The organism is Labrys sp. 22185 (assembly GCF_052045555.1).
Lineage (GTDB): Bacteria > Pseudomonadota > Alphaproteobacteria > Rhizobiales > Labraceae > Labrys > Labrys neptuniae.
The window spans coordinates 190,999-213,455 of record NZ_JBQEPH010000010.1; the positions used below are offsets into that span (position 1 = coordinate 190,999).

Consider the following 22,457-nt stretch of genomic DNA (forward strand, 5'->3'; position numbering starts at 1 on the left):
GTCGCCTGCTCGGTGAGCGACAGCGCCTTGTTACTTGCCTTTTGCCAAATCCGTCATGCTGGCGGAAGTGTCGGCGGCCCTGAGACCGAGGGCCCCTTGGGCGACCGAGCCCATGGAGAAGCGGCGGTCACGCTCGCCCGTTCCACCGAACCCGGACAGTCGCCTGGGCCGCGTCGAGCGTTTGCAAGGACCGGCCAAGATCGCACGGGCAAGGACGATTTTGCCTCGGCGACGGCATAGCACGCATGAGCTCCCGTCTCTTTCGGTTTGCAGCTGCGCCAACGCGAGGCCACGCAACGCCAGTCCCGGAGGGTCATCGCGCAATGTGACCCTCTTCAGCGCAGCGAGGGGCGCAACCGAGAGAGCGCGTGCGGTGGCAGTGATAAGCAAGCCCATTGAAATCCCGTCACACTTGTAACTCTCGCTGGGCCTGCCGGCCGGGATAACGTCTTCGTACCGCACCCCTTGGAAACGGCAAATTCTGTCGGAGGATCGGAAATGACGATGTTTGCATCAGCAGGGAGGATCGGTTCGTTGCGAGAGCCTGCTACTGACATGGCCGGCTGGCTCGGGCTCGCCGCTGCCCCGACTTTCGCAGTGATGGCCGGGATTTCTGCCGCTGGCTCGCCGGCCATGATGGTGTGCTCCACCGTCCCGACCTTCATGCCGATCAACGACATGGCCCTGATGTACCTGCTGATGAGCTTTTTTCATGGTTCGGCGTGGCTGAAATTCCTTTCCGGCCGTTTGCAGCGCCGCAACGTCCCCACCACCCAAACCGAAGGAGACTGACAATGCAGAACGCTGTCGTTTCACACGGCGAATGGCTGACCGCCCGCCGGAATTTCCTGAAGGCGGAAAAGGAACTCACCCATCTTCGCGACAAGGTCGCCAGGGAGCGGCTCGCTCTCCCATGGGTGCGCATCGACAAGGAATACGTGTTCGACACGCCGGATGGCCCGCGCACGCTGGCCGATCTCTTCGACGGTCGATCGCAGCTTCTGGTGCAACATTTCATGTTCGCGCCGGGATGGAAGGAAGGCTGCCCGAGCTGTTCCTACATGGCCGATCACACCGACGGCATGAACAAGCATCTGGCGCATCACGACGTCACCATGATCGCCGTCTCGCGTGCGCCACTCGCCGAGATCGAGCGCTACCGCAGACGCATGGGCTGGCAGTTCAAATGGGTCTCGTCTTTCGGCAACGACTTCAACTATGACTTCCGCGTCAGCTTCACACCCGAGGAAGTCGCCAGCGGACATATCGACTACAATTTCGGGGAATGGCGGGAAACCGGCGGAGAATGGCCCGGCGTCAGCGCCTTCTACAAGGACGACGCGGGCGAGGTCTTCCGCACCTACTCCACCTATGGGCGCGGCGTCGAGGTGATGATGGGCACCTACGCCATGCTCGATCTCGCTCCCAAGGGCCGTAACGAGGCCGAGGGAATGGACTGGGTGCGCCGCCACGACCGCTACGAGTAACCGCCCCGGAGAGCAGCGACCGACCTGCCAACAGCGAGAAAATAAGGTGATTGCCGGGCTCCTTCGGGATGCCGGCAATTGCCTTTTTCGTTTCTGTAATCCGTGGCCGTAATTCACGCTCGCAGGCCTGCATCGAGTGCCCATCAGACGGGCTCGGAACGGATTTTTCCTGCCTAAGGACAAACTATGTTGTGATTTGCGGACAAAGATTGATTCACTGCGCACAACCCATGGGGGAATGAAGTCGCTCCAGCACCGTGAAATCAAACAACGCACTGGAATGAAAAAATGTTTCACGGTATGAATATGGACTGAGGCAGGTACCGGATCGTCGTCGTGGCTCGAAGCGCCCCGAAACAGAGAAGGCCCAAAACAGAAGACGTCGGATCAGAGGTGGCGCGCGCCGCAAATCGAGGGGCATATGAACGCCGAGGGGAAAAGCCAGCGTCAGGGCATCGAGGTCGATAGGATGCGGGGAGCTCCGGAAGGCCGGTTCAGGGTGCTGATCGCCGAGCGCAACCCCTTGGTTGTGGCCGCTCTCGGCGACATGATCAAGAATGATGCCCGTTTCGAACTGGTTGCCAGCGTGCAGTCCGGCGAGGCCTTTCTGGCGGCTGTGGCTGAGCCGAAATTCGATTTGGCCGTTCTCGGCTGGAAACTGTCCGACATGAACGGCGCCGAAGTCCTGGAGGAAATGCGCCAGCGCGGCCTGCATACACGCATCGTCATCTTCTCGAACGATCATGACATTGCCATTCTCAAGCAGTGCGTGCGCCTGGGCGTACAAGGCTATTGCTACCAGTTCGACGATCCCGCCATCCTGTTCGACACGCTGGTGGCTGTCGCCCATGGCCGGATCTGCATCCCTTACCTGGACGTGTCCAAAATCAACGATACCCCGCTTTCACGCCTGACGACCCGCGAGCGCGAACTGCTTGCCGTGCTCGCTGATGGCTGGACCAACCTGCAGATCGCCGCCCGCACTGGTATCTCGGAAAACACCGTCAAATATCATCTCAAGAATCTCTACGACAAGCTCGAGGTGCGCAATCGGGCCATGGCGGTCGCCCTCTATGCCACCGAGAAGAGCAGGGGCCCGCAGGCCAATTCCTGACGCAAGGCGGCCGCCGGATTCACACACTCGACTGGGATTACAGACTCGTACGTCATCCGCCTGTCATGACGGAAGGGCAGAAGGCCGCGCGTGTGAGGAGAGCGACGCGATGACCATCGAACTTTGGCCCTTTCTGGTTCTACCCCTTGCCGGGCTCGTGGCGGGGGCGGGCATCGTTCGCTTCGTCATCGGACCGGAATGGATGGAATGCCTGCGCCAGCGTCGCGAGTTTCAGCGCCGCTAGAGCAAAGTGCGTTCAAGTGTGAACGCTCGTTTGCTCCAGCTCTTTGTTTCGACGCGTCTTTGCGATTCGAGGTGATTCCGTCCCATCGCAAAACGCTTTGGGTTTCTTCTGGAAGAAGCTGCAAGGCGAGTGCTCGGCGACGGCCGGCATGGCCTGGTGACACCCTTACCCGAACGCCCGCATGTCGCGATCGGCTATCCGCGGGATCGCTGCCGATGAAACCAAGCAACACATTCCGACAAAGCCTCCGGGCCGAGCCAGCAAAGGTTTCAGCTGCCGGCGGGATCCACCACGCAGGGTGATCCGAATGCGGCTTCGATGACGGCGCCCGCCGCAAGGCACAGGTCCTCGCGAAAGCGCGGCGCCAGCACCTGAACCCCTGTCGGGGTCCGCCCGGTCATTCCGGTAAAGACCGAGAGCCCCGGCAGACCGAGGAAGGGCACGCCGATTTGCGGGATCTGGGCGCTCCAGACCCGCTCGAATGCGGCGTGGCCCTTGAGATCCAGATCATCCTCGAACGGCAGGTCGGCCGATACGGGCAGCAACACCACCGGAAAGGTCTCCATGAAGAGCTGCCACTGCCGGATCAAAGTGGCACGCCGGGTCAGTGCCTGCGAAAAAGAGGTGAGGGTCGTGGCATGACCGAGTGCCTGGTGACCCCGTAAAATGGCAAGCGCGCCTGGGTCGCCCTCTTTCTCGGCGGCGGCAAGCTTGGCCTCGTAGCCCTCGCCGATCCACAACCGGACCTGCAAATCGGCGGCTTCGCGCAGCGGTGGGAGATCCTCGACTTCGTCGACGATCCAGCCGGCAGCCTCCAGATGCAGGGCGGCCTCGCGCAGTTTGGCGCGAATGGCCTCACAGGTGCCGATCCGGCCCGGATCGAGGCAAAGGGCGACACGCCTTGCGACCTCAGGCCCCGTCAGCGGCGCGGGCGTCCACCACGGATCGCGTACGTCCCGACGCGACAGCGCCCTGAGCGCGAGCCCGATGTCGTCGATCGAGCGCGCCAGCGGCCCGGATACCGCTGTGATCTGGCCGACGATGTCGCGCTCGGGAGACGAGGCGTTATAGGCCGCCACCCGTCCGGGCGAGGGGCGCAGGCCATGAACGCCGCAGGCATAGGCGGGATAGCGGATCGAGCCTGCGATATCCGTGCCATGGGCAATGGCACCGATGCCGCTCGCGACCGCCGCGGCCGCGCCGCCGGACGATCCGCCGGGCGTCAGCGTGGGATCATGGGGATTCCGCGTATGGCCATGCAGGCGGTTGTTGGTGAACCAGCGATAGGAGAAGGCAGGGGTGTTGGTACGGCCCAGCAGGACCGCCCCGGCCTCGAGCAGGCTGTCGACGACGGGGCTGTTGTCCACGGCCAGCAGATCCTTCTGCAAGGTCACGCCGTTGGTGGTGGCATATCCCTTCTGGTCTACATTGACCTTGACTGTAATGGGGACCCCCGCCAGCGCGCCGGTTTCCTCGCCGCGGGCAATGGCGGCATCGATCCGGCCCGCCTGGGCCAGGACGTCGCCGGGCCGCATGTCGACCACGGCGTTGATCGACGGGTTGACGGCAGACAGCCGCTCGAGGGCCGCCGCCGCGACGTCGCGTGCAGAGACCTGCCTGGATTTGACGAGAGCGGCGATTCTCACCGCGTCCAAGCGCCAGAGTTCATTCATCGCGGTTTTCCGATTCCCTCGATCGTGGCATGAAGGCAGAAATAGTGTCGGCTCGTTGCTCATGGAGCAAGAAGGATCGCGGCATCTCGCGCCGGCGCAGGGCAAATTCGCTTCCGCGATCGTGGAATAAGGTGCAACACCATTTGCACGATCGGCTTCAATCACCAATGAGGATCTTGGATTGAACATGTCGCGTATTGGATTGAACCAGGCAGCGGTGTGGCTGTTGCCATTGCTGTTTGTGAGCCTGTTCTTGGCGGCTCAGACGAGTTCTTTTGCCGACGGGATCACGCCCTTGGCGGAAAAGGTCGGCCATCGCCTGTCCTATATGAAGGATGTCGCCGGATATAAGGCGCAAAATCACCTGCCCATAGAAGACCTGACCCAGGAAGCTAAGGTCCTGGCCAGTGCCAAGTCCGATGCGGAGAAACTGGGGCTGGATCCTGCCACGGTGGAGCCTTTCATCATCGCCCAGATCAATGCTGCCAAGGCCGTCGAGTATCGCTACCTGGCCGATTGGCTGGCGCAGCCTGAGACGGGGTGGCAACCGCGGCCGCTCGACAAGGTACGGCAGGACATCGCCCAGTTGAGCAAGGAGATTCTGCAGCAGGTGGCGCAGGACCTCAAAAGCGGACGGTTCACCTCGGACGAGCGCTCCAGCTTCTTCAAGGCAGTAGACGAGCCCAATCTGAGGGAATCGGACAAGCAGCAATTGTTCACTGCCTTGCTGGCGATAAGGCTTATGAAGTAGGGCTCAAGGGCTGCGCGCAGCGCGCCCTCAGATCATGGCAGCATGGGTTGCACCGGCCACGGGGAGGTGCAGCCACCTCTATCATAGCGCAGGCCGGCGGGTCATGCGGTTCCCCGTCCAGTCGCGATCTGCCGCGTGGCGAGGGCCGCGGCTTCCTCGGAAGAGGCGGCAATTTCCATGGCGATCCCGAAGGCCTTGGTGGCCATCGCCGTCTGGGCCCGGAGCGCGATGCGCTTCAGGCGATCAGGCTCGATGGCGATCAGGGACAGGCAGAGCCTGCCGAGGACCTGCTTGTTCGCCTTGAGCCAGATACCCCTGCGCTTGCGATCCTCATGGGTTTCTTCCGCCTGGCCGCCTGGAAAGATCACGACGAAGGGCTGGCCTTGCATAAGGAGTGCCTCCATCTCGCTCACCCAGCGCCCGGCATAGCCCGGAACGATTGCTTCGGGCCGGGACCGAATGATCGGAAAGTCGGAAACGTCGTGGACGATGAAGGCTTGATGGTCCAATGGCATGAGCGATCCTCGGTTTCGTGGTCAGATGGCGGTGTCTTCGCCGAAAAGGCGGTGCGCACCCTGCTGGGAGGCCGCGATCGCCGCATTGGCCCGCCGGCGCAGATCGTCTTCATAGGCGGCAATCGCTGCCGGAAGTGGGGACTTGCCGGCAGCCACCATGCCCAGCCAGGTGGCGAGATGGGCGGCATCGTCCAGCGCCGTGTTGGCACCGACGCCACCGGCCGGGCTCATCGCGTGGATCGCATCTCCCAGCATCGTCACGCGGCCTGGCGTCCATGCGGGCAGGGCGTCGGCACTGCGTATCGCAAGCGCAGCGATGGTAGACCTGTCAGCCTCGGCAAACAGGGCACGCAAGTCACCGGCCCAGGAACGGGCGAGGTAACGCACCCGAGCCGCCAGTGCCTCGCCATCCAGCTCGCCCAAGGTCGCCTCGTCCAGTCCCAGGCCCGTCCGCCGGCCAATGACGGCCCAATAGAGATAATCCGCTATCGGCGTGAGCCTCGCCGCAGCCAGCGGGAAGCGGAAGGTCATGGCATCGACGATCACCGCGAAGTCATCGGCGAAGATCACGGACGTACCGTCCAGGAGCGTGTCGGCAACCTGACCGTCGAAGGGGAGATGGGATTTGCCGTAGATGCAAACGGCACCGGTTTCCTTCGGTGCCAGCAGCGGCAAGGCCTGGCGACGAGTGGTGGAATTCACGCCGTCGGCGGCGACGAGGATATCGGCTTCGCACGCCGTGCCGTCTTCGAATCCTATTGTAATCGCGCCCTCCTTTCGCGCGTCGAAGCGGCGAAAGGCCTTGCCGAAGTGGACGCGGTCCTCGATGCCGCACAGGAGAATCTCCCGAAGGGTGAGACGGTTGGCGCTGAGATCGCCATCGCTTGATGGGTCTGCGTCCACCGCCGCGGGGCGCCAATTGCCGGAAGGCCGACCTTCGACCGGCCCGAGTCGGGTATCGAGAAAACGTCCATTCGAGCGAGAGACGGCACAGGTCTGGCGAAAAAGCCGGTTCAGTTCCGGCGTCAGGCAGGCCGCCAGCGCCTGTCGGCCCGTCTGGTCGATCCTGATCCTGTAGCCCTGCGTCCTGCTGTCCGCCGCCTCGTCTCTTTCATAGACGTCAAACGAGATGCCGTGCTGTCTCAGTCCCTGGGCCAGGCAGAGCCCGCCCAGCCCTGCACCGATGATAACGACATGAAGGGGGCGACGGGTCATGCAAAGCCTGTTCCGGAGCAGGGCGCCCGCGGCCGTGGCCACTTGCCTGCCCTCTTTCCTGTTTCGATGCGTCCTTGCGGTTCGTGGCGATGCCGCTCGGCCGGGAGACGCTCCTGCGTGAAGGAGACCAGGCTAGTGCAGAGCGGAAAATCCTGATAACGACATTTGGCCAAATAATAGTGAGAAGTGGCCAAGATGGTGCCTGATCTTCAGGGCATGGATTTCATCGAGCGGTCGGATGGGCCGCCGCTGGTTGCGATATGGGGCGGTGAGGAGCCGGAAAGCCGATATCGTCTGGGCACCCGTGAATATGATTGGCACTGCCACGTGCGCGGCCAGGTCTTTTGTGTCGAGAGCGGGCTTGTCCATGTGCGCACGTCGCACGGGTCATGGCTGCTGCCGCCTCACCGCGCCGGGTGGATACCGCCGGGGGAGCATCATTGGGCCAGTGTCAGCGGTGCCACCAGCGGTTGGAGCGTCGTCGTGGCGCCGGAGCAGGCCCGGCAATTGCCGGGCCTGCCCTGCGTCTTCGGCATCAGCGAGTTGATGCGGGCGCTGGTGCGGCGCGCTGTTTCCTGGACGATGCAGCCATCGCTGTTCCCGGAGCAGCAGCGTATCATGCAGGTTCTGCTCGATGAGATGGCACGCGCGCCGCACGAGCCGCTCCATCTGCCCATGCCATCCGACCCGCGGCTGGTGCGTATCGCGCGGGCTGTCCTAAGTGAGCCGGGCGACACCCGCACCTTGGAGCAATGGGCATCCTGGGGGGCGGTCTCTGGGCGGACGCTGCGCCGGCTGATGCAAGCCGAAACCGGTCTCAGTTTCGCGGCGTGGCGCCAGCAGGTCCGATTGACCCATGCCCTCGAAATGCTTGCCTGTGGGGAGCCGGTCGCCACCATTGCGGACGCCCTGAACTATGCCTCCCCCAGCAGTTTCATCGCGATATTCCGGCGTGCCTTCGGCGAATCGCCGGCGCGCTATTTCTCGGGACGCGGGCCGCGGGATTTCGAGGGGAGCCGCTAGGACATCTTCAGGAAAAGCGGATGGACTTTCGGATCGAGAAAAGATGTCGGTGCGGCCGGAGAACCAGCCACACCGAGTCCGATGCGGGATTTGGCCCGATGCCGGAGCGGGCGATCGTGGCTTCAGGGAGAGCGGAATCGATGGTTGCTGCTCTCCACGTGGAAGCTGCCAGGGTCAGGCCGGCTGGCGCCAATAGTGGTTCGACTGCCATCTTGGTTTGAAGTGCTGGCACCAATTGCCGGCACTCGGTGTCCAATGCTTTGGCAGGCGGCCGGCGCGGGCGCAATCAGTGGCGCTGTAGGGAATGCCGCGCTCCGTCGCGCAGGCACTCAGTCCGATTGCCAGGCTGGCGGCCATCGCGGCCAGAATCAGTTTCGTGCGCATGAACATTCCCTCACTTTCGCGACGTGGCGGTGAACCTGAACCGGACGCCAAGGGCCGTCAAGTCACTCCATGCCGGCAGCGTTGCCGCTGTTCGCGAAGAACCTATCCCGCATGGGATCGCGCCCGCATATCGAAGAAATAGTCGCCCGGAAACCTCTCTCGTATCGCCTGATAGAGCTTCAGGTCATGGCCCAGCCGGGGACCGAGGCGTTCGGCCACCTCGTTCCTGTCGAGCGCGGCCATCTCGTCCGACGCCGGCGTGACGTTGTCGACATGATGTGGCAGCTCCTTGCCGAGGTAGAAGCTGATCGCCTCCAGGCTCTGCTTGTAGTTCTCGACCGTGCCGATATAGGCAAAGTCGTTGTCGACATTTTTCAGCGCCGTCTCGAATTGTGCCGGCCCGACTTTCGGCTGGTCAGGATATCCAGCCAGATATCGCGTGCTGTAATTATCGAAGGTCACGTCATCGACATTGTCGAACGCATCGAAGATCGACGAGCGGATGACGATCCTTGGGTCCTTCATGACATATTTCATGTAGAGGTAACATGAGATGGCATGGTCGATCGGATCCCTCACGATCGAAACATACCGGTGGCGCCTGCCGGAATGCCTGTGAAGCCCGTACATGTAGTGGCCGAAGATGATGTCGACGTCATCGAGGGCGCTGTCGCTGAAGGTGGCGAACTGCTCTTCATGCAGGCAGGGATATTGATGATAGACTTGCAGCAAATGGATATCCGGGTCGCTTTGCAGGGCTCGCCGGGTGCTGGTTCCTGCCGTCTTGGGAATATGCATGAAATAGACGGCCGGCCGCGTCGAATGGGGACGCGGGTCATAACGGTGATAGCGGCGTTGAACCACGCTGCCATTGACTGCGACCTCGATCAGGATGGTGCCGAGCTCGCCGATCAGATGTTTGCGGGGTTCGAAATAGACGTGCCAGCCGAGCGCGTGCGGCCGGTTGGTCGCGATGGGAACGTCGGGGCGTTCGCAGGTCTCGACATAACCAAGCGGCTGCCGATTGACGAAAACCGAAAGTGAATCGATCGGGCTATGCGATGACACCCACCCTTCGATCTGGGTAATTCTATCACGCAGCGGATTTTTGTATTCCGTATCGATATAAGCAATCGCAGAATTATCCGTCATTGTTTCCATCTGGATCGTGTTTGGCCAACTCAATCTCGGAAAGCCCTATTTTGGACATATTCTCTACATGGTTGTCCAATTTGTGCAAAGGAGAAATGAAGAAACGCGCGTCCTTTCCCATGAAATCGGGATACTGTGCTTGTAATATCGTTTGTGTGTGCTGTTGCCGTTCAGATTCCGATGACCATTGGCGGGACGCGATTGCCTTGAGGGCTTATCTCATTGAACTTCAACAGGAATTTTGAAGCGCCAAATATCGGGGCGGATGTTCCCGGAAAGACCCCGGCATTTTTGACGGGTAGACTTGTGAGCTCTCTCCCGTAAGATCCTACCCAAGCTAGCAGGGGCGCCAAGGCTAGCGACTACGTTGCGGGGTTGTGGGTGTTCTTCTGCCAGGCGGTGCTTCACGTAGCATCCAAGTGTAGATCTCACCTGTGAGAACTCGACGTTGGTGAATTCAGGACCGGAGGAATTGAGTTGCAGGCTCATTCCTCCGTTTTCTGTTGTGGGTCCCGTTCCGCGCAAATCCGCCAGGTCGCTCGATGCACGGGCCTGTTTTCGGGCCTTTTATCGCCCGCTGCGATCGCTTTTTTATCCGAACAGTACGCGGCTGCTCACGCCGGCAATGCGAGCCCGCCCCTCGGCGTTGTGGCACGCAGATATCAGCAAAACGCGTTGTAGACTTCCGGGTTGAAGCGGCGGATCTCCCGTAGGGTGCGATAGAGCGGCGTCGACTTGGAGACGATGTAGCGCGGACTCACGGTGCCCCCGAAGCCGGAGAACAGCAGCATCGAGCCTGAATTGACCACCCCGTCGAAGTCGAAGGTCAGGCCACGGGCAACCGCCTCTCGGATACCGTGCCAGAGCAGCAAGGGGATGACGCCATTCGCGCTGTCGGCCGACCGGGTCGACAGCAGGTAGTAATAGGCCTTGCTGTCCCAGGCGCAGAAGACGGCCGCCTTGGCCACGCCGCCATCGCGGGCTACCAGGAAGTGGCCGCGTCTGCGTTCCAGACTGGCCGCCGTGACCGCTTGGCAGGCCGCAAAATCGACATTGGCGCTTTCGTTGCGCGCTTCCAGATTGGCGCTCGCGAAGCGGAAGAATTCCTCCGGATCCATGTCCTGCGAGACGAGATGATGCTCCTCGGCTCGGCGGATCACGTTGCGCGTCTTGTCACGCATGCCGCGCCAGAGCTGTTGTTGTTCTGCCGGCTGGATCTCGAAGGTGAATTGCACCGAGACCTCGTAATTCTCGGCCTGGAAAGCGAGAGCATCCGAAATGCCCGCATGCATTTTCTGGCGGAAGGAGGCGATTGCCGGGAGCTTGCGCAGCAGTTCGCGGATGATCCCTTGCGTCTTCAGGAAGCGGTTCGGCTTCGATCCCTGGGGTTCGACAACGCCGGGGCCGAGGAAATGCGTCATCGGCGGCATGTTGGCGCTCTGCAAGCCAAGACGCGATTCCAGGACATAGGGCAGGCGTCCGACGGTGCGCCCTCCTTCCTCATGTTCCACGAATTCGACTTTCCCCAGCGTAGCCGCGTTCAGCCACCAGTCTTCATGGAAGACGGTCGGGACCAAGGGGTCGACAAGGATGCCTGACGTCGCTTTTCCAACACGCTGCTGGTGGCCCAGTATGATTGAAATAATTATCGAATAATCGCGCTTCCTTGGTCGTTTACAGAATGATTCAGGCGGCGGTCAAGATTGGAGCTTCGAGTTTATGCTTCAATTTCAATAATAATTCCGAGGATACTATCCTTTTTCGTACATTAAAAATATTTAATTAAACCAAAAGTATTAGATAGGACCTGCGATGGGGTAGTGCGTCCGCCAAATTACCATCTTAGTTCTTTCCATTGCCGGCCTGCGCATGAAAAACCCCGCTACGTTGCCGTAGCGGGGTGATTTGTGCGTTACGGAAGGAGCCCGATCTAATGGGCGGGGTTATCTCCCGCGTGGGGCTTGCCCCCGAAACGCTGCTTCACCCATTCGCGCAAGCCCTGGAAGAAGACATAGAGCATCGGGATCAGGAAGATGCCGAGAACGGAGGCGCCCACCATGCCGGCGAACACAGCCGTACCGACGGCGCGGCGGCTGACCATGGCGGCACCGGTGGCGATCACCAGCGGCACCAGGCCGAGGATGAAGGCGATCGACGTCATCATCACCGCGCGGAACCGCATCTTGGCACCGAGAATGGCGGCATCCCGGATCGGCAGGCCGGCCTCGCGCTGTTCCTTGGCGAACTCGACGATCAGAATGCCGTTCTTGGCGGCGAGTGCGATCAGCACCACCAGACCGATCTGGGCGTAGACGTCGAGAGAAAGCGTGGCGACCGGCATCCCGGTTATCGAGCCGACCCAGGCCAGGAATTGCGGGACGAACAGGATGCCGAGGAAGGAGGTGAACACCGCCACCACCACGGACAGCAACACGGGGATCGGAATCACCCAGCTCTCATACAGGGCCACCAGGAAGAGGAAGGCAAACAGCACGGCAAGGCCAAGGATGATGCCCGTCTGGCCGGAGGCCTGGCTCTCCTGATAGGAGGTGCCCGTCCACTCGAAGCCATAGCCGGGCGGCAGGGTCTTGGCCGAGACCTCGGCCATCGCCGACATGGCATCGCCCGAGGAGATGCCCGCCCCGGGCGAGCCGTTGACGCTCACGGCGCGATAATTGTTATAGCGCGCGATCGTCTGAGGCCCGAGCTGGGTCGAGATCGAGGTGATGGAGCGTAGCGGCACCATCTCGTTCTTGTTGTTGCGGATATAGATCTTCCACAACGCCTCGGTATCGTTGCGATCGCCGATCTCGCCCTGGATGTTGACCTGCCAAGTACGGCCATACAGGTTGAAGTCGTTGATATAGGCCGAGCCCAGCGTCGCCTGCAGGGCGGCGAACACATCCGACATCTGCAGCCCCAGGGCCTGGGCCTTGTCACGATCGATGTCGAGGAAGATCGACGGGTTGTTCGCGCTGAAAGTGGTGAACACGCGCGACAATTTCGGATCCTGGTTCGCAGCCGCGATCAGGCCCTGCGCCACGCCTGCCATGGTTGCCGGCTCGGCGCCCTCGAGGTTTTCCAGCATGTACTGGAAACCGCCCGTGGTGGACAGGCCGATGATCGGCGGCACGTTGAGCGCCAGCACCTGAGCGGTGTTGATCGACTGCGTAGCGCCAAAAACCTGCCTGATGAGCGTCTGGGCGGAATCGGCCGCCTTCTTGCGATCCTCGAACGGCTTCAGGCGCGCCACCATGAAGGCGCTGTTCGACTGGGCGCCGCCATCGAGGAACGAGAAGCCGACGATCGCCAGATTGTCCTGGATCTGCGGCATTTTCTTGAGGATGCCTTCGACCTGTTCGACCACGGCTGTGGTGCGATTGACCGAGGCGCCGTCCGGCAATTGCAGGACGATGAAGAAGGCACCCTGGTCCTCCTCAGGCACGAAGCCGGTGGGGGTCTTCTGCTGAAGGAAATAGGTACCCGCCGCGAAGGCGGCGACGGCAACCACGCTCAGCACGGAGACGCGCACCAGCCTCGTCACCACGGCGGCGTAGCCGTCGCGGACATTGTCGATCCGCCGCATCACCCAGGCCATGATGCCGCGCTTCTTGCTGTGGCGCAGGAAGACGGCGCACAAAGCGGGCGACAGCGTCAGGGCGTTGAGGGCCGAGATCAGCATGGCGGCCGAGATGGTCACGGCGAACTGGCGGAACAGCTCGCCCGTCAGGCCCGGGATGAAGGCGATCGGCACGAACACCGACAGCAGCACCAGGGTGATCGCGATGATCGGCGCGGTGATCTGGCTCATCGCCTTCTTGGTGGCGGCGACCGGCGACAGCTCCGGCTCCTCCTCCATCACGCGTTCGACGTTCTCGACCACGACGATGGCGTCGTCGACGACGATACCGATGGCAAGCACCAGGGCCAGCAGCGACACCGTATTGGCCGAATAGCCGAGCGCCAGCATGATGGCGAAGGTGCCGACGAGGCTGACGGGCACGGCGATGGCCGGAATGATGGTGGCGCGCAGGCTGCCCAGGAAGAGGAAGACAACGACCACCACCAGGATGAAGGCTTCGATCAGCGTCCGGATCACCTCGCCGATGGTATCGGAGACGAAGGTCGAGGTGTCGTAGACGACGGTGGAGGACAGCCCCTTGGGGAAGTTCTTCTGCGCAGCGGCGAGGGTCTTCTGCACTTCCTTCGAAGTTGCCACGGCATTGGCGCCGGGCGACAGATAGATGGCGACCGCGACGGCCGGCTTGCCGTTGAGGCGCGAGGTGGTGTCGAGGTTCTGGGCACCCATTTCGACGCGGGCGACGTCACGCACGCGCAGCACCGAGCCATCAGGATTGGCGCGCACCACGATATTGCCGAACTGCTCCGGCGTGGTCAGGCGCCCCTGGGTCTGCAGGTTGAGCTGCAATTGCTGGTCCGCGGCGGCCGGCTGTGCGCCGATGCGCCCGACCGGCGCCTGCACGTTCTGCGACTGGATCGCGCTGGCGATATCGGAGGGCTGCAGGCCCAGATTGGTCATGCGCTGGGTATCGAACCAGATCCGCATGGAATAGTTTTGCTTGCTGAACAGGCTGGCCTGGCCGACACCGGGTGTGCGGGACAGCCGGTCGAGCACGTTGATCGCCAGATAATTGGTGATGAACAGCGGATCGAGCTTGGGATCGTCCGACGAGAACAGCACGAATTGCAGGATCGAGGACGAGCGCTTCTGCACCGTCACGCCCTGGGTTCGCACCGTGTCCGGCAGCTTGGCGAGCGCGGCCTGCACGCGGTTGTTGACGTTCACCGTGTCGATGTCGGGATCGGAGCCGAGCGCAAAGGAGACGGTGAGGCCGTAGCTGCCGTCATTGCCGCTGTTCGACTGCATGTACAGCATCTTGTCGACGCCGATGATCTGGGCTTCCAGCGGCTGTGCCACGGAAGATTCGACCACGGAAGCCGAGGCGCCCGGATAGGTGGCGCTGACCTGGACCTGCGGCGGTACCAGGTCGGGATATTGGGCGACGGGCAGGAAGCCCATCGCCAGCGCGCCCGCCAGGGTTATGACGATGGCGATGACGACGGCGAGGCGCGGCCGGTCGATGAAGACGGATGAAAACATCTTACTTTGCCGCCCCATTGTTGGAGGCGGGGGCCGGCGAGGGGGCGACCTTGATGCCGGGACGGACCTTCTGGATGCCGTCCACGATCACCTTCTCGCCTTCGTTGAGACCGGCCGAGACCATGGCGGTGGCGGGCGTCGTCTGGCCAAGCTGGACGCGGCGTTGCTCGACGGCATTGTCCGGGCCGACCACATAGACATAGCTGCCCTGCTGGTCGGTCAGCACGGCGCCGCGCGGGATGCCAAGCACCTGGATCGGCTCCACGCCCTCGAGCAGCACGGTGACGAACTCACCGTCGATCAGCGGCCGGCGGTTGATCTCGCCGGGCGTGGCGCCGGAGACGGTGGGGTTGGCGATCTCGCCGCGCAGGGTCACCGTGTCGGTGCCGTTGGCGATGGTCGGATCGACGTAATTGAGCTTGCCGTCCTGCTCATAGGTCGAGCCGTCGGGCAGCTTCAGCTTGATGCGCACGGCGGCAAAGCCGCCGCGGCTGCCGTAATATTTCGACATTTCCAGGAATTGCGGCGACGGCACCGGGAAGGTGACATACATCGGATCCTGGCTGACGATGGTGGCGAGCGTTCCCGAGGTCGGCCCGACGATGTTGCCGGTGGTGACGGCGTAGCGCCCGATCTTGCCGTCGATCGGCGAGGTGATGGTGGTGTAGTCGAGATTAATCTGCGAGGTGCGCAGCTGGGCGTTCGCTCCCAGGATCTGGGCTTCGAGAGCCTGCTGCGAGGCGATCGCCGTGTCGACCGTCGATTGCTGGCCGGCAGGCGTCTTGAGCAGGGCCTGCGCACGCTCGGTCGTCAGCTTCGCATTGCGAAGCTGCGCTTCATACTGGGCGATCAGGGCCTTGTTGACGTCGAGGGCGGCCTGGTAGGGCGGCTGCTCCAGCCGGAAGAGCACTTCGCCCTTCTTGACCTCGCGTCCTTCCGTGAACGGGGTTTCCTCGAGCTGGGCGGTTACGCGGGCTACGATGCTGACCCGATTGATCGCCTCGATGCGGCCGATGAATTGCTGGGTCTGGGTGATCGGCATCTTGGCGGCGACGATGAAGCCGACGGCCGGAGGACCGGCGTTGGGCATCTGGGCGGCGGCCGGCGAGACGAAAACCGGCACCATCGCGGTCGAGCCGAGCAATGCCGCGAGGGCGAGCATTGGTAGGGGGCGGGGCTGCGCGTAGGAATTGGAAGAAAGAAAACGCCGTAGAATTGCTGCTATCATCACGCGCCCTGTCGCAAGATGCCAGCCGCTGCGGCGCTTGGCATCCCCATCGCAGTGATGCGGCGCCACGAGACAAACTGGATCAAAATAAAAAACAAAAACAATTTAGTAGAATGAACTGCCTTTTTGGAAGCTCCATTGTGGCAGATCAATGGCCTCCGCGGCACAAACCGGCAAGCCAGCGTCGCTCCTGCCCTAAATGGGACATTTTTGCAACAGCGCCGATGCCGCCCGACTTGGACATGACTTTCAAAAGAGGGGACAGGGCGGCAGAATCTTTCTACAGAAACTCGGCAAGAAAAGATGAAGCGCCGGGTCCGGCAAGGGCCGCTGGCGCAAGGGGGAAGTCATGAGTGATTTTGCCGGCAAGTCCGTGATCGTGACCGGTGGCAGCCTTGGCATGGGGCTGGCCTGCGCCACACGCTTCGTGCAGGGCGGTGCGGATGTGCTGATCGTGGCGAACGACAAGGCGTCCATCGAGACCGCCCTTGCCAGCCTTGGCCCGCAGGTGCGTGGCCTGGTGGGCGATGTGCGCAAGGCGGCAGACATGCAGGCAGCCGCAGCTGAGGCGGCGAGCGCCTTTGGCGGCGTCGACATCCTGGTGTGCTGCGCCGGCATCCAGCGCTACGGCACGGTGGTCGAGACGCCGGAGGAGGTCTGGGACGACGTGCTCGACGTCAATCTCAAGGGCATCTATCTGGCGGCCAAATACGCCATTCCCGAGATGCGCAAGCGCGGCGGGGGCGCGATCGTGGCGATCTCGTCCGTGCAGGCCTTCGCGTCGCAGACCTCGGTTGCCGCCTATACCGCCAGCAAGGGCGGCATCAATGCGCTGGTGCGGGCGATGGCGCTCGACCATGCCGGCGAGAACATCACCGTCAACAGCGTCTGCCCGGCCTCGGTCGATACGCCGATGCTGCGCTGGGCCGCCGATCTCTACAAGGGCGATTCGACCGCGGAAGCCACCCTTGCCGCCTGGGGCAAGGGCCACCCGATCGGGCGCATCGGCCAGCCCTGGGAGATCGCCGAGGCCGTCGCGTTCCTGGCCGGCGACAAGGCGCGTTTCATCACCGGCAGCGATTTCAAGATCGATGGCGGCGTGATGGCCAAGCTCGGCATCGTGCTGCCGGAATGAGGTTTTCCGGGCGCACCGGATTCACCGTGGTCAGCTCGCCGGCCCCTTGAAGCATCGAAGCGGCGGAGAGCCCCGATCGGGTTATTTCACCACGGTCTCGCCGCCGGCCATCTTGGGTGCCGGTTCGCCGCTGGCGCTGCTCGGCATGGCAGGGCTCACCGCCACCAGGGGCGGGGCGGTCACCGGCGTGAATTTCGAATCCACGAATTCGAGGGCATCCTCGATGGTCTTGCGCCACAGCGACCAGGTGTGGTCGCCATCGGTGACGCGGAATTCGATGTTGATCCTGTCGGCCATCAGCGTCTCGTAGAGGGCCATGGAGCCGCGCCAGAAATTGAGGCCGTCATGGTCGCCAACGGTGAGATAGATCGCCGGCAGTTCGCTGCCGGCTTCGATCTGCCGGGCGAGCAGGGTGAACACATTGGCGTCATTGAAGCGCCGGGCGTCGAAGGGCGTACCGAAGGCACCGCCGAAATGGGCGCCCTCCGGTGGCAGATCGGGGCCTCCGACCACGGTGGCCTGGTCGATGCGCTTGAAATAGCTGCCGCTCGCGCCCGCCCATGCCGTCATGGTCTGGGAGGTCGGGATGTTCTGCCACAGTGCACCGGACAGGCTGGCGACCGCGACGAAGCGATCCGGCCGCTTGAAGGCAAAGCGCAGCGCCCCGAAGCCACCCATGGAAATGCCGGCGATGGCGCGGGATTTGCGGGTGCAATGGGGGGCGAAGCGCTTCTCGAAAGCGGTAGGCAGCTCGTTGAGGAGCGCGGTTTCGTAATTGCCCGGCCCCTTCACATCGGCGGAATCGACATACCAGCTGTTGCCGGCGGAGGGCATCACCACCAGCATCGGGTTGATGCGCCCGCTCTTGATCAGACGGTCGAGCGTCACCTTGATGGTGGCGAGCGACGACCAGTCGCGATTATTGGCGTCGCGGCCATGCAGGAGATAGAGCACCGGCCAGCCGGTTTCCGGCGCCGGCAGGTCCGGACGATAGACAGACACGGTCAAGGGCCGGCCCAAGGCCTTGCTGGGAAAGGACATTTCCTCGAGCGTGCTGGCCCTGGCCCCGGCGAGCATGGTCAATCCGGTAAGGAGGCCGAGACAAAGCGTCATGGCCCTGCGGGCAACAGCAAAAATTCCTGCGGGTTCGGTGCGGACCATGCGCATTTCAAGCTCGTATTGTGCCGTGCGACAAGCGAATTCGTCGAAAGCCGGCGATCGCTGCTCGCATCCATCGCATGGTTGCTGCGCTGAGGCCGTTTGACCAGCCGCTTATGACGGCAAGCTGTGTCACAAATTTGGAAAACAACGACAATTTCCGGCCTTGACGTTGCCGGAGCGTCATTTTGTCGAACAGCGTGGCGATGATGCAACAGGGCATGCAACTTTTTGGCCGCAACTTCGTTCATCCCCGGTACAGGATGAGGCCGCCACTATGTCGCCAGGCTCCAAGAATCGCTTCTGAACTTGGTTGAGCGAGGTGCTGAAGGAAGGATGCCGAAGTGCTGGCATCCCGTCGTGGCAATTCAAGCGCGCCGCGGCGACAGCAGTGATGGAAGTGGAAGGCGCGTATTATGAACAATCAATTCAGCTTTTTGCAGCTGGCACGGCCGATGCGCCCCTATCTGCTTACGGCGCTTTTGTTCGTGCCCTGCTATTTTCTGCAGGCCTATCTGGGCTGGCACAGCTATTCATACTTTGTCTTCTTGCCGGCGGTCGTGCTTGCGGAAGTTCTGTTCGGCTTCGGCATTGGCCTGTTTGCCATCCTGCTGACGGCCACCGTCGTCACGTTCCTGTTCATCCAGCCCTTCTATACGCTGTGGCTGGCGCCCGCCCAGCTTCCGGCGCTGGCCTTGTTCGCCCTTACGGCGATCCTGATCTTCGGCGCTTGCGAGGCGGTGCGCCTGTTGATCGACTATGTTGCCGATCGTCGGCAAAACCCTCCGAAGCCGGTTGCCGCCAGCCCGGCGGTGAAGCCCAATCAGCGCGCCATCTCCGTCGACATGTGGCGCGGCTTCGTGCTGTGCACGATCTTCATCAACCACATGCCCGGCAACCTCTTTGAGGTCATCACTTCGCGCAATTTCGGTCTGTCCGATTCGGCCGAAGCCTTCGTCTTCATGTCCGGTGTCGCCATGGCGCTTGCCTATGGCCGCAAGTTCAATGCCGGCAAGGAAGTCGATGTCTCCCTGGCGCTCGGCAAGCGCGCCCTGAAGCTCTATGGCGTGCATGTCCTGATGACGCTGGCCGGCATCGCCATCTTCGCGGCAGGTGCCCTGCATTGGCGGATGCCCGATCTCATGGCGATGCATGGACGTGATCTATACATCCAGGATGCCGGCACCTTCCTGCTCGGCACGCTCTCGCTTGGCCATCAGATCGGCTATTTCAACATCCTGCCGCTCTATATCGCCCTGATCGCCCTGGTGCCCGCTCTGTTCTATCTGGCGCGGCTGCATATCGGCGTGATGCTGACGGCCTCGGCGCTGCTCTATGGCCTGGCCCGTTATTACGGCTGGAACCTGCCGTCCTGGCCGATCGCCGGCGGCTGGTTCTTCAACCCCTTCACCTGGCAGTTCATGATGGCGATCGGTATCGCCGTCGGCCTGCTGCTGCAGCAGGGGCGGCTCGCCATCTCCAAGCCGCTGTTCGCCCTTGGCGGCCTGATCGTCTTCGCGGGTGCCTTCGTAGTCACCAACGGCTTCGGCCTGTCCTTCGGCGTGCGTGAGGCCGTCTATGGCTGGCTCGACCTCGACAAGACCAATCTCGGCCTTGGCCGCCTCGTGCACTTCCTGGGCATGGCCGCCTTCATCTATGGACTGGGCATCTCGCCCAAGCTGGCATCGCTGCGGGTGATGCAGCCGCTGATCATGCTCGGCCGCCATAGTCTGCTGGTGTTCTTCCTGCTCTCGCTGCTGGCCGGAGCCGGCCAGGTGGTGCTGATGACGGGCCATGATGCGCTGTGGATCCAGATCGCCCTCGTCTGCGGTGGCATCGCCTTCCTGTGCGCCGCCGCCAAGTTCAGCGAGGCCGAGAAGGCTGCCGGCGGCCCGGTGATGGTGAGGGGCTGAACCAGCCCCCACCTCAGCGCAGCAAGGGCAGGATGGCCCGAACCCTGACATCGCGCAGGTAGAGGCCACCCCACATCAGCACGCCGAGATAGACCCCGAACAGGAGGTGGCTGAAGACCGGCGTGCCCGCCCTGAGATTGGTGGCGATGGCGCCGCCCAGCAGGCCGGTGAGCAGCACCGCTCCCAGGATCGAGCTGCGCGGAATGGCGTAGAGCACCGTGGCGGCGAGGGTGATCACGCCAATGGTGCGGGCATGTTCGGGCGGATAGCCGAGGCCCTGCATGGTGTCGATCACCACCTGCAGGGGCACCAGCTTGATGGCACCGTCGAAGAGGAGGAAGACCACCACCAGGGTGCTGAGCACGATGCCCGTCCAATAGGCACCCCTGGAGATGGAGGCGGTTTCGTTCGGCATGGCTTCGTTCTCCATGTTGGCGGAGCGGGTTGTCCGCCTGTTGCCACAAGGACGTTCGTCTGCACGTGGGGCCGACAGGACCCGCGCAAGATCGTTCGCTTTTCCCGTTGTAAAAGGCTGCTGCCGGAGTATCTCTCGGCGCCGACCTGTTGCAGGCGATGAGGGAAGCGGGACGGACATGCGGTTATGGCGATTGGCGCGGCGCCCCTTCCTGGCTCTCGACGGCAGCGGCGCGGAGCGCCATGGCGCCCGCTGGACGTCGCCGGGCCGGCCGGTCGTCAATTTCGCCTCGGAAGCGGCCCTCTCCGTCCTTATCGTCCTGCGTTACTTGCCGCGGGATCTGGAGGGAATCGATCAGGACTATTTGCTGGGCTGGACCGAGACTGAGGAAGAACCGGAGGACATTCCCTTCACGCCGGATCCGGTCGAGAAGCGGGCGAGGGGGGATGCATGGCTGTCCTCGAACCGCTCCCTGCTCGCAGCCGTGCCCTCCGCCGTGCTGCCGGAAGCCAGGCTCATCCTGATGAATCCGAGACATCCCAACGCGGGCTCGATCGCACCCTTGACGGTGCGCCCGTTCAGTTTCGAGCAGTGCCTCAGCCTGCCTCCCATGCCGGGCTAGGATCGATGAACGTCCGTGGCTGGATGGCGCACCTGTCGTCCTCAGCCTCGTGCATCCGGTTGCGACGCGGCGCCTGGGCAATATTGCGAACCATGCCGTAGAGTACGCCCGGATCGAACCGGTAGAGCAACCAGATGCGCCTCGGGCAGTGCTACAATTTTCACGATTTCCGTCGCATGGCCAGGCAGCGACTGCCGGGGCCGATCTTCGACTATATCGACGGCGGTGCTGATGACGAGGTGACCTATCGGCGCAATACCGCTGCCTTCGAGGCCTGCGACCTGGTTCCGAACGTGCTTCGCGGAGTGGCGGAAGTCGACATGTCGGTCACGGTGATGGGCCAGAAGCTGGCCATGCCGGTCTATTGTTCGCCGACCGCGCTGCAGCGCCTCTTCCACCACCAGGGCGAGCGGGCCGTCGCGGCGGCGGCGGGAAAATACGGCACGATGTTCGGGGTGTCCTCGCTCGGCACCGTCAGCCTGGAGGAGGCGCGGCGGATCAGCGGCGGTCCGCAAGTCTACCAGTTCTATTTCCACAGGAATCGGGGCCTGAACCACGATATGATGGCGCGCGCCAAGAGCGCCGGCGTGCAGGCGATGATGCTGACCGTCGACAGTATCACCGGCGGCAATCGGGAGCGCGACAAGCGCACGGGATTTGCCATTCCCTTCAGGCTCACGCTCGCCGGCATGGCCCAGTTCGCGATCAAGCCGGCCTGGGCGATCAACTATCTCACCCATGAACGCTTCCAGCTGCCTCAGTTGCAGGAACACCTCAAGCTCGACGGCGGGGCACTGTCGATCAGCCGCTATTTCACCGAGATGCTCGACCCCTCCATGTCGTGGCACGAGGTGGCGGAGATGGTGCGGCTTTGGGACGGACCGTTCTGCCTGAAGGGGATCATGTCGGCCGAGGATGCACGGCGTGCGGCGGAAATCGGCTGCAGTGCGATCGTGCTTTCCAATCATGGCGGCCGCCAGCTCGACGGCTCGCGCAGCGCCTTCGACCAGCTGGCGGAGATCGTCGATGCGGTGGGAGACCGGATCGACGTCATGATGGATGGCGGTGTCCAGCGCGGGACGCATGTCCTCAAGGCGCTCTCTTTGGGGGCCAAGGCTGTCGGGTTGGGCCGGTATTACCTATTCCCGCTTGCCGCAGGCGGGCAGCCCGCCGTCGAGCGCGCCCTGGAGCTGATGCGGATCGAGATCGAGCGAGGCATGAAGCTGATGGGCTGCACGTCCGTCGCCCAACTCACGCGCCAGAACATTCGCCTGCGTTCCTGAAACGGTTCCCGGCCCGCGCCCGG

At 62.7% G+C, this 22,457-nt stretch carries 20 protein-coding genes; 10 read left to right on the forward strand and 10 right to left on the reverse strand.

Features of this window, described 5'->3' with window-relative positions:
• Positions 1 to 498: 498 nt before the first annotated feature.
• The 4 genes from ACTJKX_RS20645 to ACTJKX_RS20660 all read left to right on the forward strand — a co-directional run bounded on the left by ACTJKX_RS20645 (position 499) and on the right by ACTJKX_RS20660 (position 2,845).
• The gene (locus ACTJKX_RS20645) at positions 499 to 792 is read left to right on the forward strand and encodes a hypothetical protein (RefSeq protein ID WP_440726340.1); all 294 of its coding nucleotides are present in this window, start codon (positions 499 to 501) and stop codon (positions 790 to 792) included.
• 2 nt (positions 793 to 794) lie between these two features.
• On the forward strand, positions 795 to 1,487 hold the full coding sequence (locus ACTJKX_RS20650) for a DUF899 domain-containing protein (protein ID WP_440726341.1): 693 nt from the start codon (positions 795 to 797) through the stop codon (positions 1,485 to 1,487).
• Positions 1,488 to 1,956: 469 nt separating this feature from the next.
• Positions 1,957 to 2,601 (forward strand): response regulator transcription factor, encoded by a 645-nt coding sequence (locus ACTJKX_RS20655; protein ID WP_311944880.1) that lies wholly within the window; start codon positions 1,957 to 1,959, stop codon positions 2,599 to 2,601.
• A gap of 109 nt (positions 2,602 to 2,710) precedes the next feature.
• Entirely contained in the window at positions 2,711 to 2,845 is a 135-nt protein-coding gene (locus ACTJKX_RS20660; protein ID WP_311944816.1) for a hypothetical protein, read from the forward strand.
• Positions 2,846 to 3,114: 269 nt separating this feature from the next.
• On the opposite strand, the gene ACTJKX_RS20665 is transcribed toward ACTJKX_RS20660, so the two are convergent.
• On the reverse strand, positions 3,115 to 4,518 hold the full coding sequence (locus ACTJKX_RS20665; RefSeq protein ID WP_440726342.1) for an amidase family protein: 1,404 nt from the start codon (positions 4,516 to 4,518) through the stop codon (positions 3,115 to 3,117).
• A 187-nt stretch (positions 4,519 to 4,705) separates the two neighbouring features.
• On the opposite strand from ACTJKX_RS20665, the gene ACTJKX_RS20670 reads away from it, so the two are divergent.
• A complete protein-coding gene (locus ACTJKX_RS20670; protein ID WP_440726343.1) occupies positions 4,706 to 5,269 on the forward strand; it encodes a chorismate mutase in 564 nt (187 codons plus the stop codon).
• A gap of 101 nt (positions 5,270 to 5,370) precedes the next feature.
• On the opposite strand, the gene ACTJKX_RS20675 is transcribed toward ACTJKX_RS20670, so the two are convergent.
• Together ACTJKX_RS20675 and ACTJKX_RS20680 are read right to left on the reverse strand one after the other, a co-directional pair.
• Positions 5,371 to 5,784, reverse strand: a complete 414-nt coding sequence (locus ACTJKX_RS20675; RefSeq protein WP_394314673.1) for a hypothetical protein — start codon at positions 5,782 to 5,784, stop codon at positions 5,371 to 5,373.
• A 21-nt stretch (positions 5,785 to 5,805) separates the two neighbouring features.
• Entirely contained in the window at positions 5,806 to 6,999 is a 1,194-nt protein-coding gene (locus tag ACTJKX_RS20680; RefSeq protein WP_440726344.1) for an FAD-dependent oxidoreductase, read from the reverse strand.
• A gap of 195 nt (positions 7,000 to 7,194) precedes the next feature.
• Between ACTJKX_RS20680 and ACTJKX_RS20685 the strand changes: the two genes are divergently transcribed.
• Positions 7,195 to 8,022: an AraC family transcriptional regulator gene (locus ACTJKX_RS20685; protein ID WP_440726345.1), complete on the forward strand. Its 828-nt coding sequence runs from the start codon at positions 7,195 to 7,197 to the stop codon at positions 8,020 to 8,022.
• A gap of 174 nt (positions 8,023 to 8,196) precedes the next feature.
• Here ACTJKX_RS20685 and ACTJKX_RS20690 read toward each other — a convergent pair whose 3' ends face one another.
• The 5 genes from ACTJKX_RS20690 to ACTJKX_RS20710 all read right to left on the reverse strand — a co-directional run bounded on the left by ACTJKX_RS20690 (position 8,197) and on the right by ACTJKX_RS20710 (position 15,842).
• Positions 8,197 to 8,406, reverse strand: coding sequence for a hypothetical protein (locus ACTJKX_RS20690; protein WP_394314676.1), 210 nt, complete (start codon positions 8,404 to 8,406; stop codon positions 8,197 to 8,199).
• A 102-nt stretch (positions 8,407 to 8,508) separates the two neighbouring features.
• Complete coding sequence (locus ACTJKX_RS20695; RefSeq protein ID WP_440726346.1) at positions 8,509 to 9,474, reverse strand: hypothetical protein; 966 nt, start codon at positions 9,472 to 9,474, stop codon at positions 8,509 to 8,511.
• 746 nt (positions 9,475 to 10,220) lie between these two features.
• A complete protein-coding gene (locus ACTJKX_RS20700; protein WP_440726347.1) occupies positions 10,221 to 11,069 on the reverse strand; it encodes a GNAT family N-acetyltransferase in 849 nt (282 codons plus the stop codon).
• 419 nt (positions 11,070 to 11,488) lie between these two features.
• The gene (locus tag ACTJKX_RS20705; protein ID WP_394314679.1) at positions 11,489 to 14,680 is read right to left on the reverse strand and encodes an efflux RND transporter permease subunit; all 3,192 of its coding nucleotides are present in this window, start codon (positions 14,678 to 14,680) and stop codon (positions 11,489 to 11,491) included.
• 1 nt (position 14,681) lies between these two features.
• Entirely contained in the window at positions 14,682 to 15,842 is a 1,161-nt protein-coding gene (locus tag ACTJKX_RS20710) for an efflux RND transporter periplasmic adaptor subunit (protein ID WP_440726348.1), read from the reverse strand.
• A 415-nt stretch (positions 15,843 to 16,257) separates the two neighbouring features.
• On the opposite strand from ACTJKX_RS20710, the gene ACTJKX_RS20715 reads away from it, so the two are divergent.
• The gene (locus ACTJKX_RS20715) at positions 16,258 to 17,043 is read left to right on the forward strand and encodes an SDR family NAD(P)-dependent oxidoreductase (protein ID WP_311944800.1); all 786 of its coding nucleotides are present in this window, start codon (positions 16,258 to 16,260) and stop codon (positions 17,041 to 17,043) included.
• Between the two features lie 81 nt (positions 17,044 to 17,124).
• Here ACTJKX_RS20715 and ACTJKX_RS20720 read toward each other — a convergent pair whose 3' ends face one another.
• Positions 17,125 to 18,204 carry an alpha/beta hydrolase-fold protein gene (locus tag ACTJKX_RS20720; protein ID WP_311944799.1) on the reverse strand — a complete coding sequence of 360 codons (1,080 nt, stop codon included), beginning with the start codon at positions 18,202 to 18,204 and terminating at the stop codon, positions 17,125 to 17,127.
• A gap of 413 nt (positions 18,205 to 18,617) precedes the next feature.
• Between ACTJKX_RS20720 and opgC the strand changes: the two genes are divergently transcribed.
• Positions 18,618 to 20,114 (forward strand): OpgC domain-containing protein, encoded by a 1,497-nt coding sequence (gene opgC / locus ACTJKX_RS20725; RefSeq protein WP_394314681.1) that lies wholly within the window; start codon positions 18,618 to 18,620, stop codon positions 20,112 to 20,114.
• Between the two features lie 13 nt (positions 20,115 to 20,127).
• Here the strand turns inward: opgC and ACTJKX_RS20730 are convergent, their stop codons facing one another.
• Positions 20,128 to 20,529, reverse strand: a complete 402-nt coding sequence (locus ACTJKX_RS20730) for a DoxX family protein (protein ID WP_394314682.1) — start codon at positions 20,527 to 20,529, stop codon at positions 20,128 to 20,130.
• Positions 20,530 to 20,707: 178 nt separating this feature from the next.
• On the opposite strand from ACTJKX_RS20730, the gene ACTJKX_RS20735 reads away from it, so the two are divergent.
• Together ACTJKX_RS20735 and ACTJKX_RS20740 are read left to right on the forward strand one after the other, a co-directional pair.
• Positions 20,708 to 21,151, forward strand: a complete 444-nt coding sequence (locus tag ACTJKX_RS20735; RefSeq protein ID WP_394314683.1) for an RES family NAD+ phosphorylase — start codon at positions 20,708 to 20,710, stop codon at positions 21,149 to 21,151.
• 134 nt (positions 21,152 to 21,285) lie between these two features.
• Complete coding sequence (locus ACTJKX_RS20740) at positions 21,286 to 22,434, forward strand: alpha-hydroxy acid oxidase (RefSeq protein WP_440726349.1); 1,149 nt, start codon at positions 21,286 to 21,288, stop codon at positions 22,432 to 22,434.
• Positions 22,435 to 22,457: the final 23 nt, after the last annotated feature.

Coding starts and splice junctions, on each gene's coding strand:
- ACTJKX_RS20685 (WP_440726345.1), top strand. CDS start 7,195: ATGGTGCCTGATCTTCAGGGCATGGATTTCATCGAGCGGTCGGATGGG.
- ACTJKX_RS20690 (WP_394314676.1), bottom strand. CDS start 8,406: ATGCGCACGAAACTGATTCTGGCCGCGATGGCCGCCAGCCTGGCAATC.
- ACTJKX_RS20645 (WP_440726340.1), top strand. CDS start 499: ATGACGATGTTTGCATCAGCAGGGAGGATCGGTTCGTTGCGAGAGCCT.
- ACTJKX_RS20670 (WP_440726343.1), top strand. CDS start 4,706: ATGTCGCGTATTGGATTGAACCAGGCAGCGGTGTGGCTGTTGCCATTG.
- ACTJKX_RS20720 (WP_311944799.1), bottom strand. CDS start 18,204: ATGGTCCGCACCGAACCCGCAGGAATTTTTGCTGTTGCCCGCAGGGCC.
- ACTJKX_RS20740 (WP_440726349.1), top strand. CDS start 21,286: ATGCGCCTCGGGCAGTGCTACAATTTTCACGATTTCCGTCGCATGGCC.
- ACTJKX_RS20705 (WP_394314679.1), bottom strand. CDS start 14,680: ATGTTTTCATCCGTCTTCATCGACCGGCCGCGCCTCGCCGTCGTCATC.
- ACTJKX_RS20660 (WP_311944816.1), top strand. CDS start 2,711: ATGACCATCGAACTTTGGCCCTTTCTGGTTCTACCCCTTGCCGGGCTC.
- ACTJKX_RS20680 (WP_440726344.1), bottom strand. CDS start 6,999: ATGACCCGTCGCCCCCTTCATGTCGTTATCATCGGTGCAGGGCTGGGC.
- opgC (WP_394314681.1), top strand. CDS start 18,618: ATGAACAATCAATTCAGCTTTTTGCAGCTGGCACGGCCGATGCGCCCC.
- ACTJKX_RS20715 (WP_311944800.1), top strand. CDS start 16,258: ATGAGTGATTTTGCCGGCAAGTCCGTGATCGTGACCGGTGGCAGCCTT.
- ACTJKX_RS20655 (WP_311944880.1), top strand. CDS start 1,957: ATGCGGGGAGCTCCGGAAGGCCGGTTCAGGGTGCTGATCGCCGAGCGC.
- ACTJKX_RS20730 (WP_394314682.1), bottom strand. CDS start 20,529: ATGCCGAACGAAACCGCCTCCATCTCCAGGGGTGCCTATTGGACGGGC.
- ACTJKX_RS20650 (WP_440726341.1), top strand. CDS start 795: ATGCAGAACGCTGTCGTTTCACACGGCGAATGGCTGACCGCCCGCCGG.
- ACTJKX_RS20675 (WP_394314673.1), bottom strand. CDS start 5,784: ATGCCATTGGACCATCAAGCCTTCATCGTCCACGACGTTTCCGACTTT.
- ACTJKX_RS20710 (WP_440726348.1), bottom strand. CDS start 15,842: ATGCTCGCCCTCGCGGCATTGCTCGGCTCGACCGCGATGGTGCCGGTT.
- ACTJKX_RS20665 (WP_440726342.1), bottom strand. CDS start 4,518: ATGAATGAACTCTGGCGCTTGGACGCGGTGAGAATCGCCGCTCTCGTC.
- ACTJKX_RS20735 (WP_394314683.1), top strand. CDS start 20,708: ATGCGGTTATGGCGATTGGCGCGGCGCCCCTTCCTGGCTCTCGACGGC.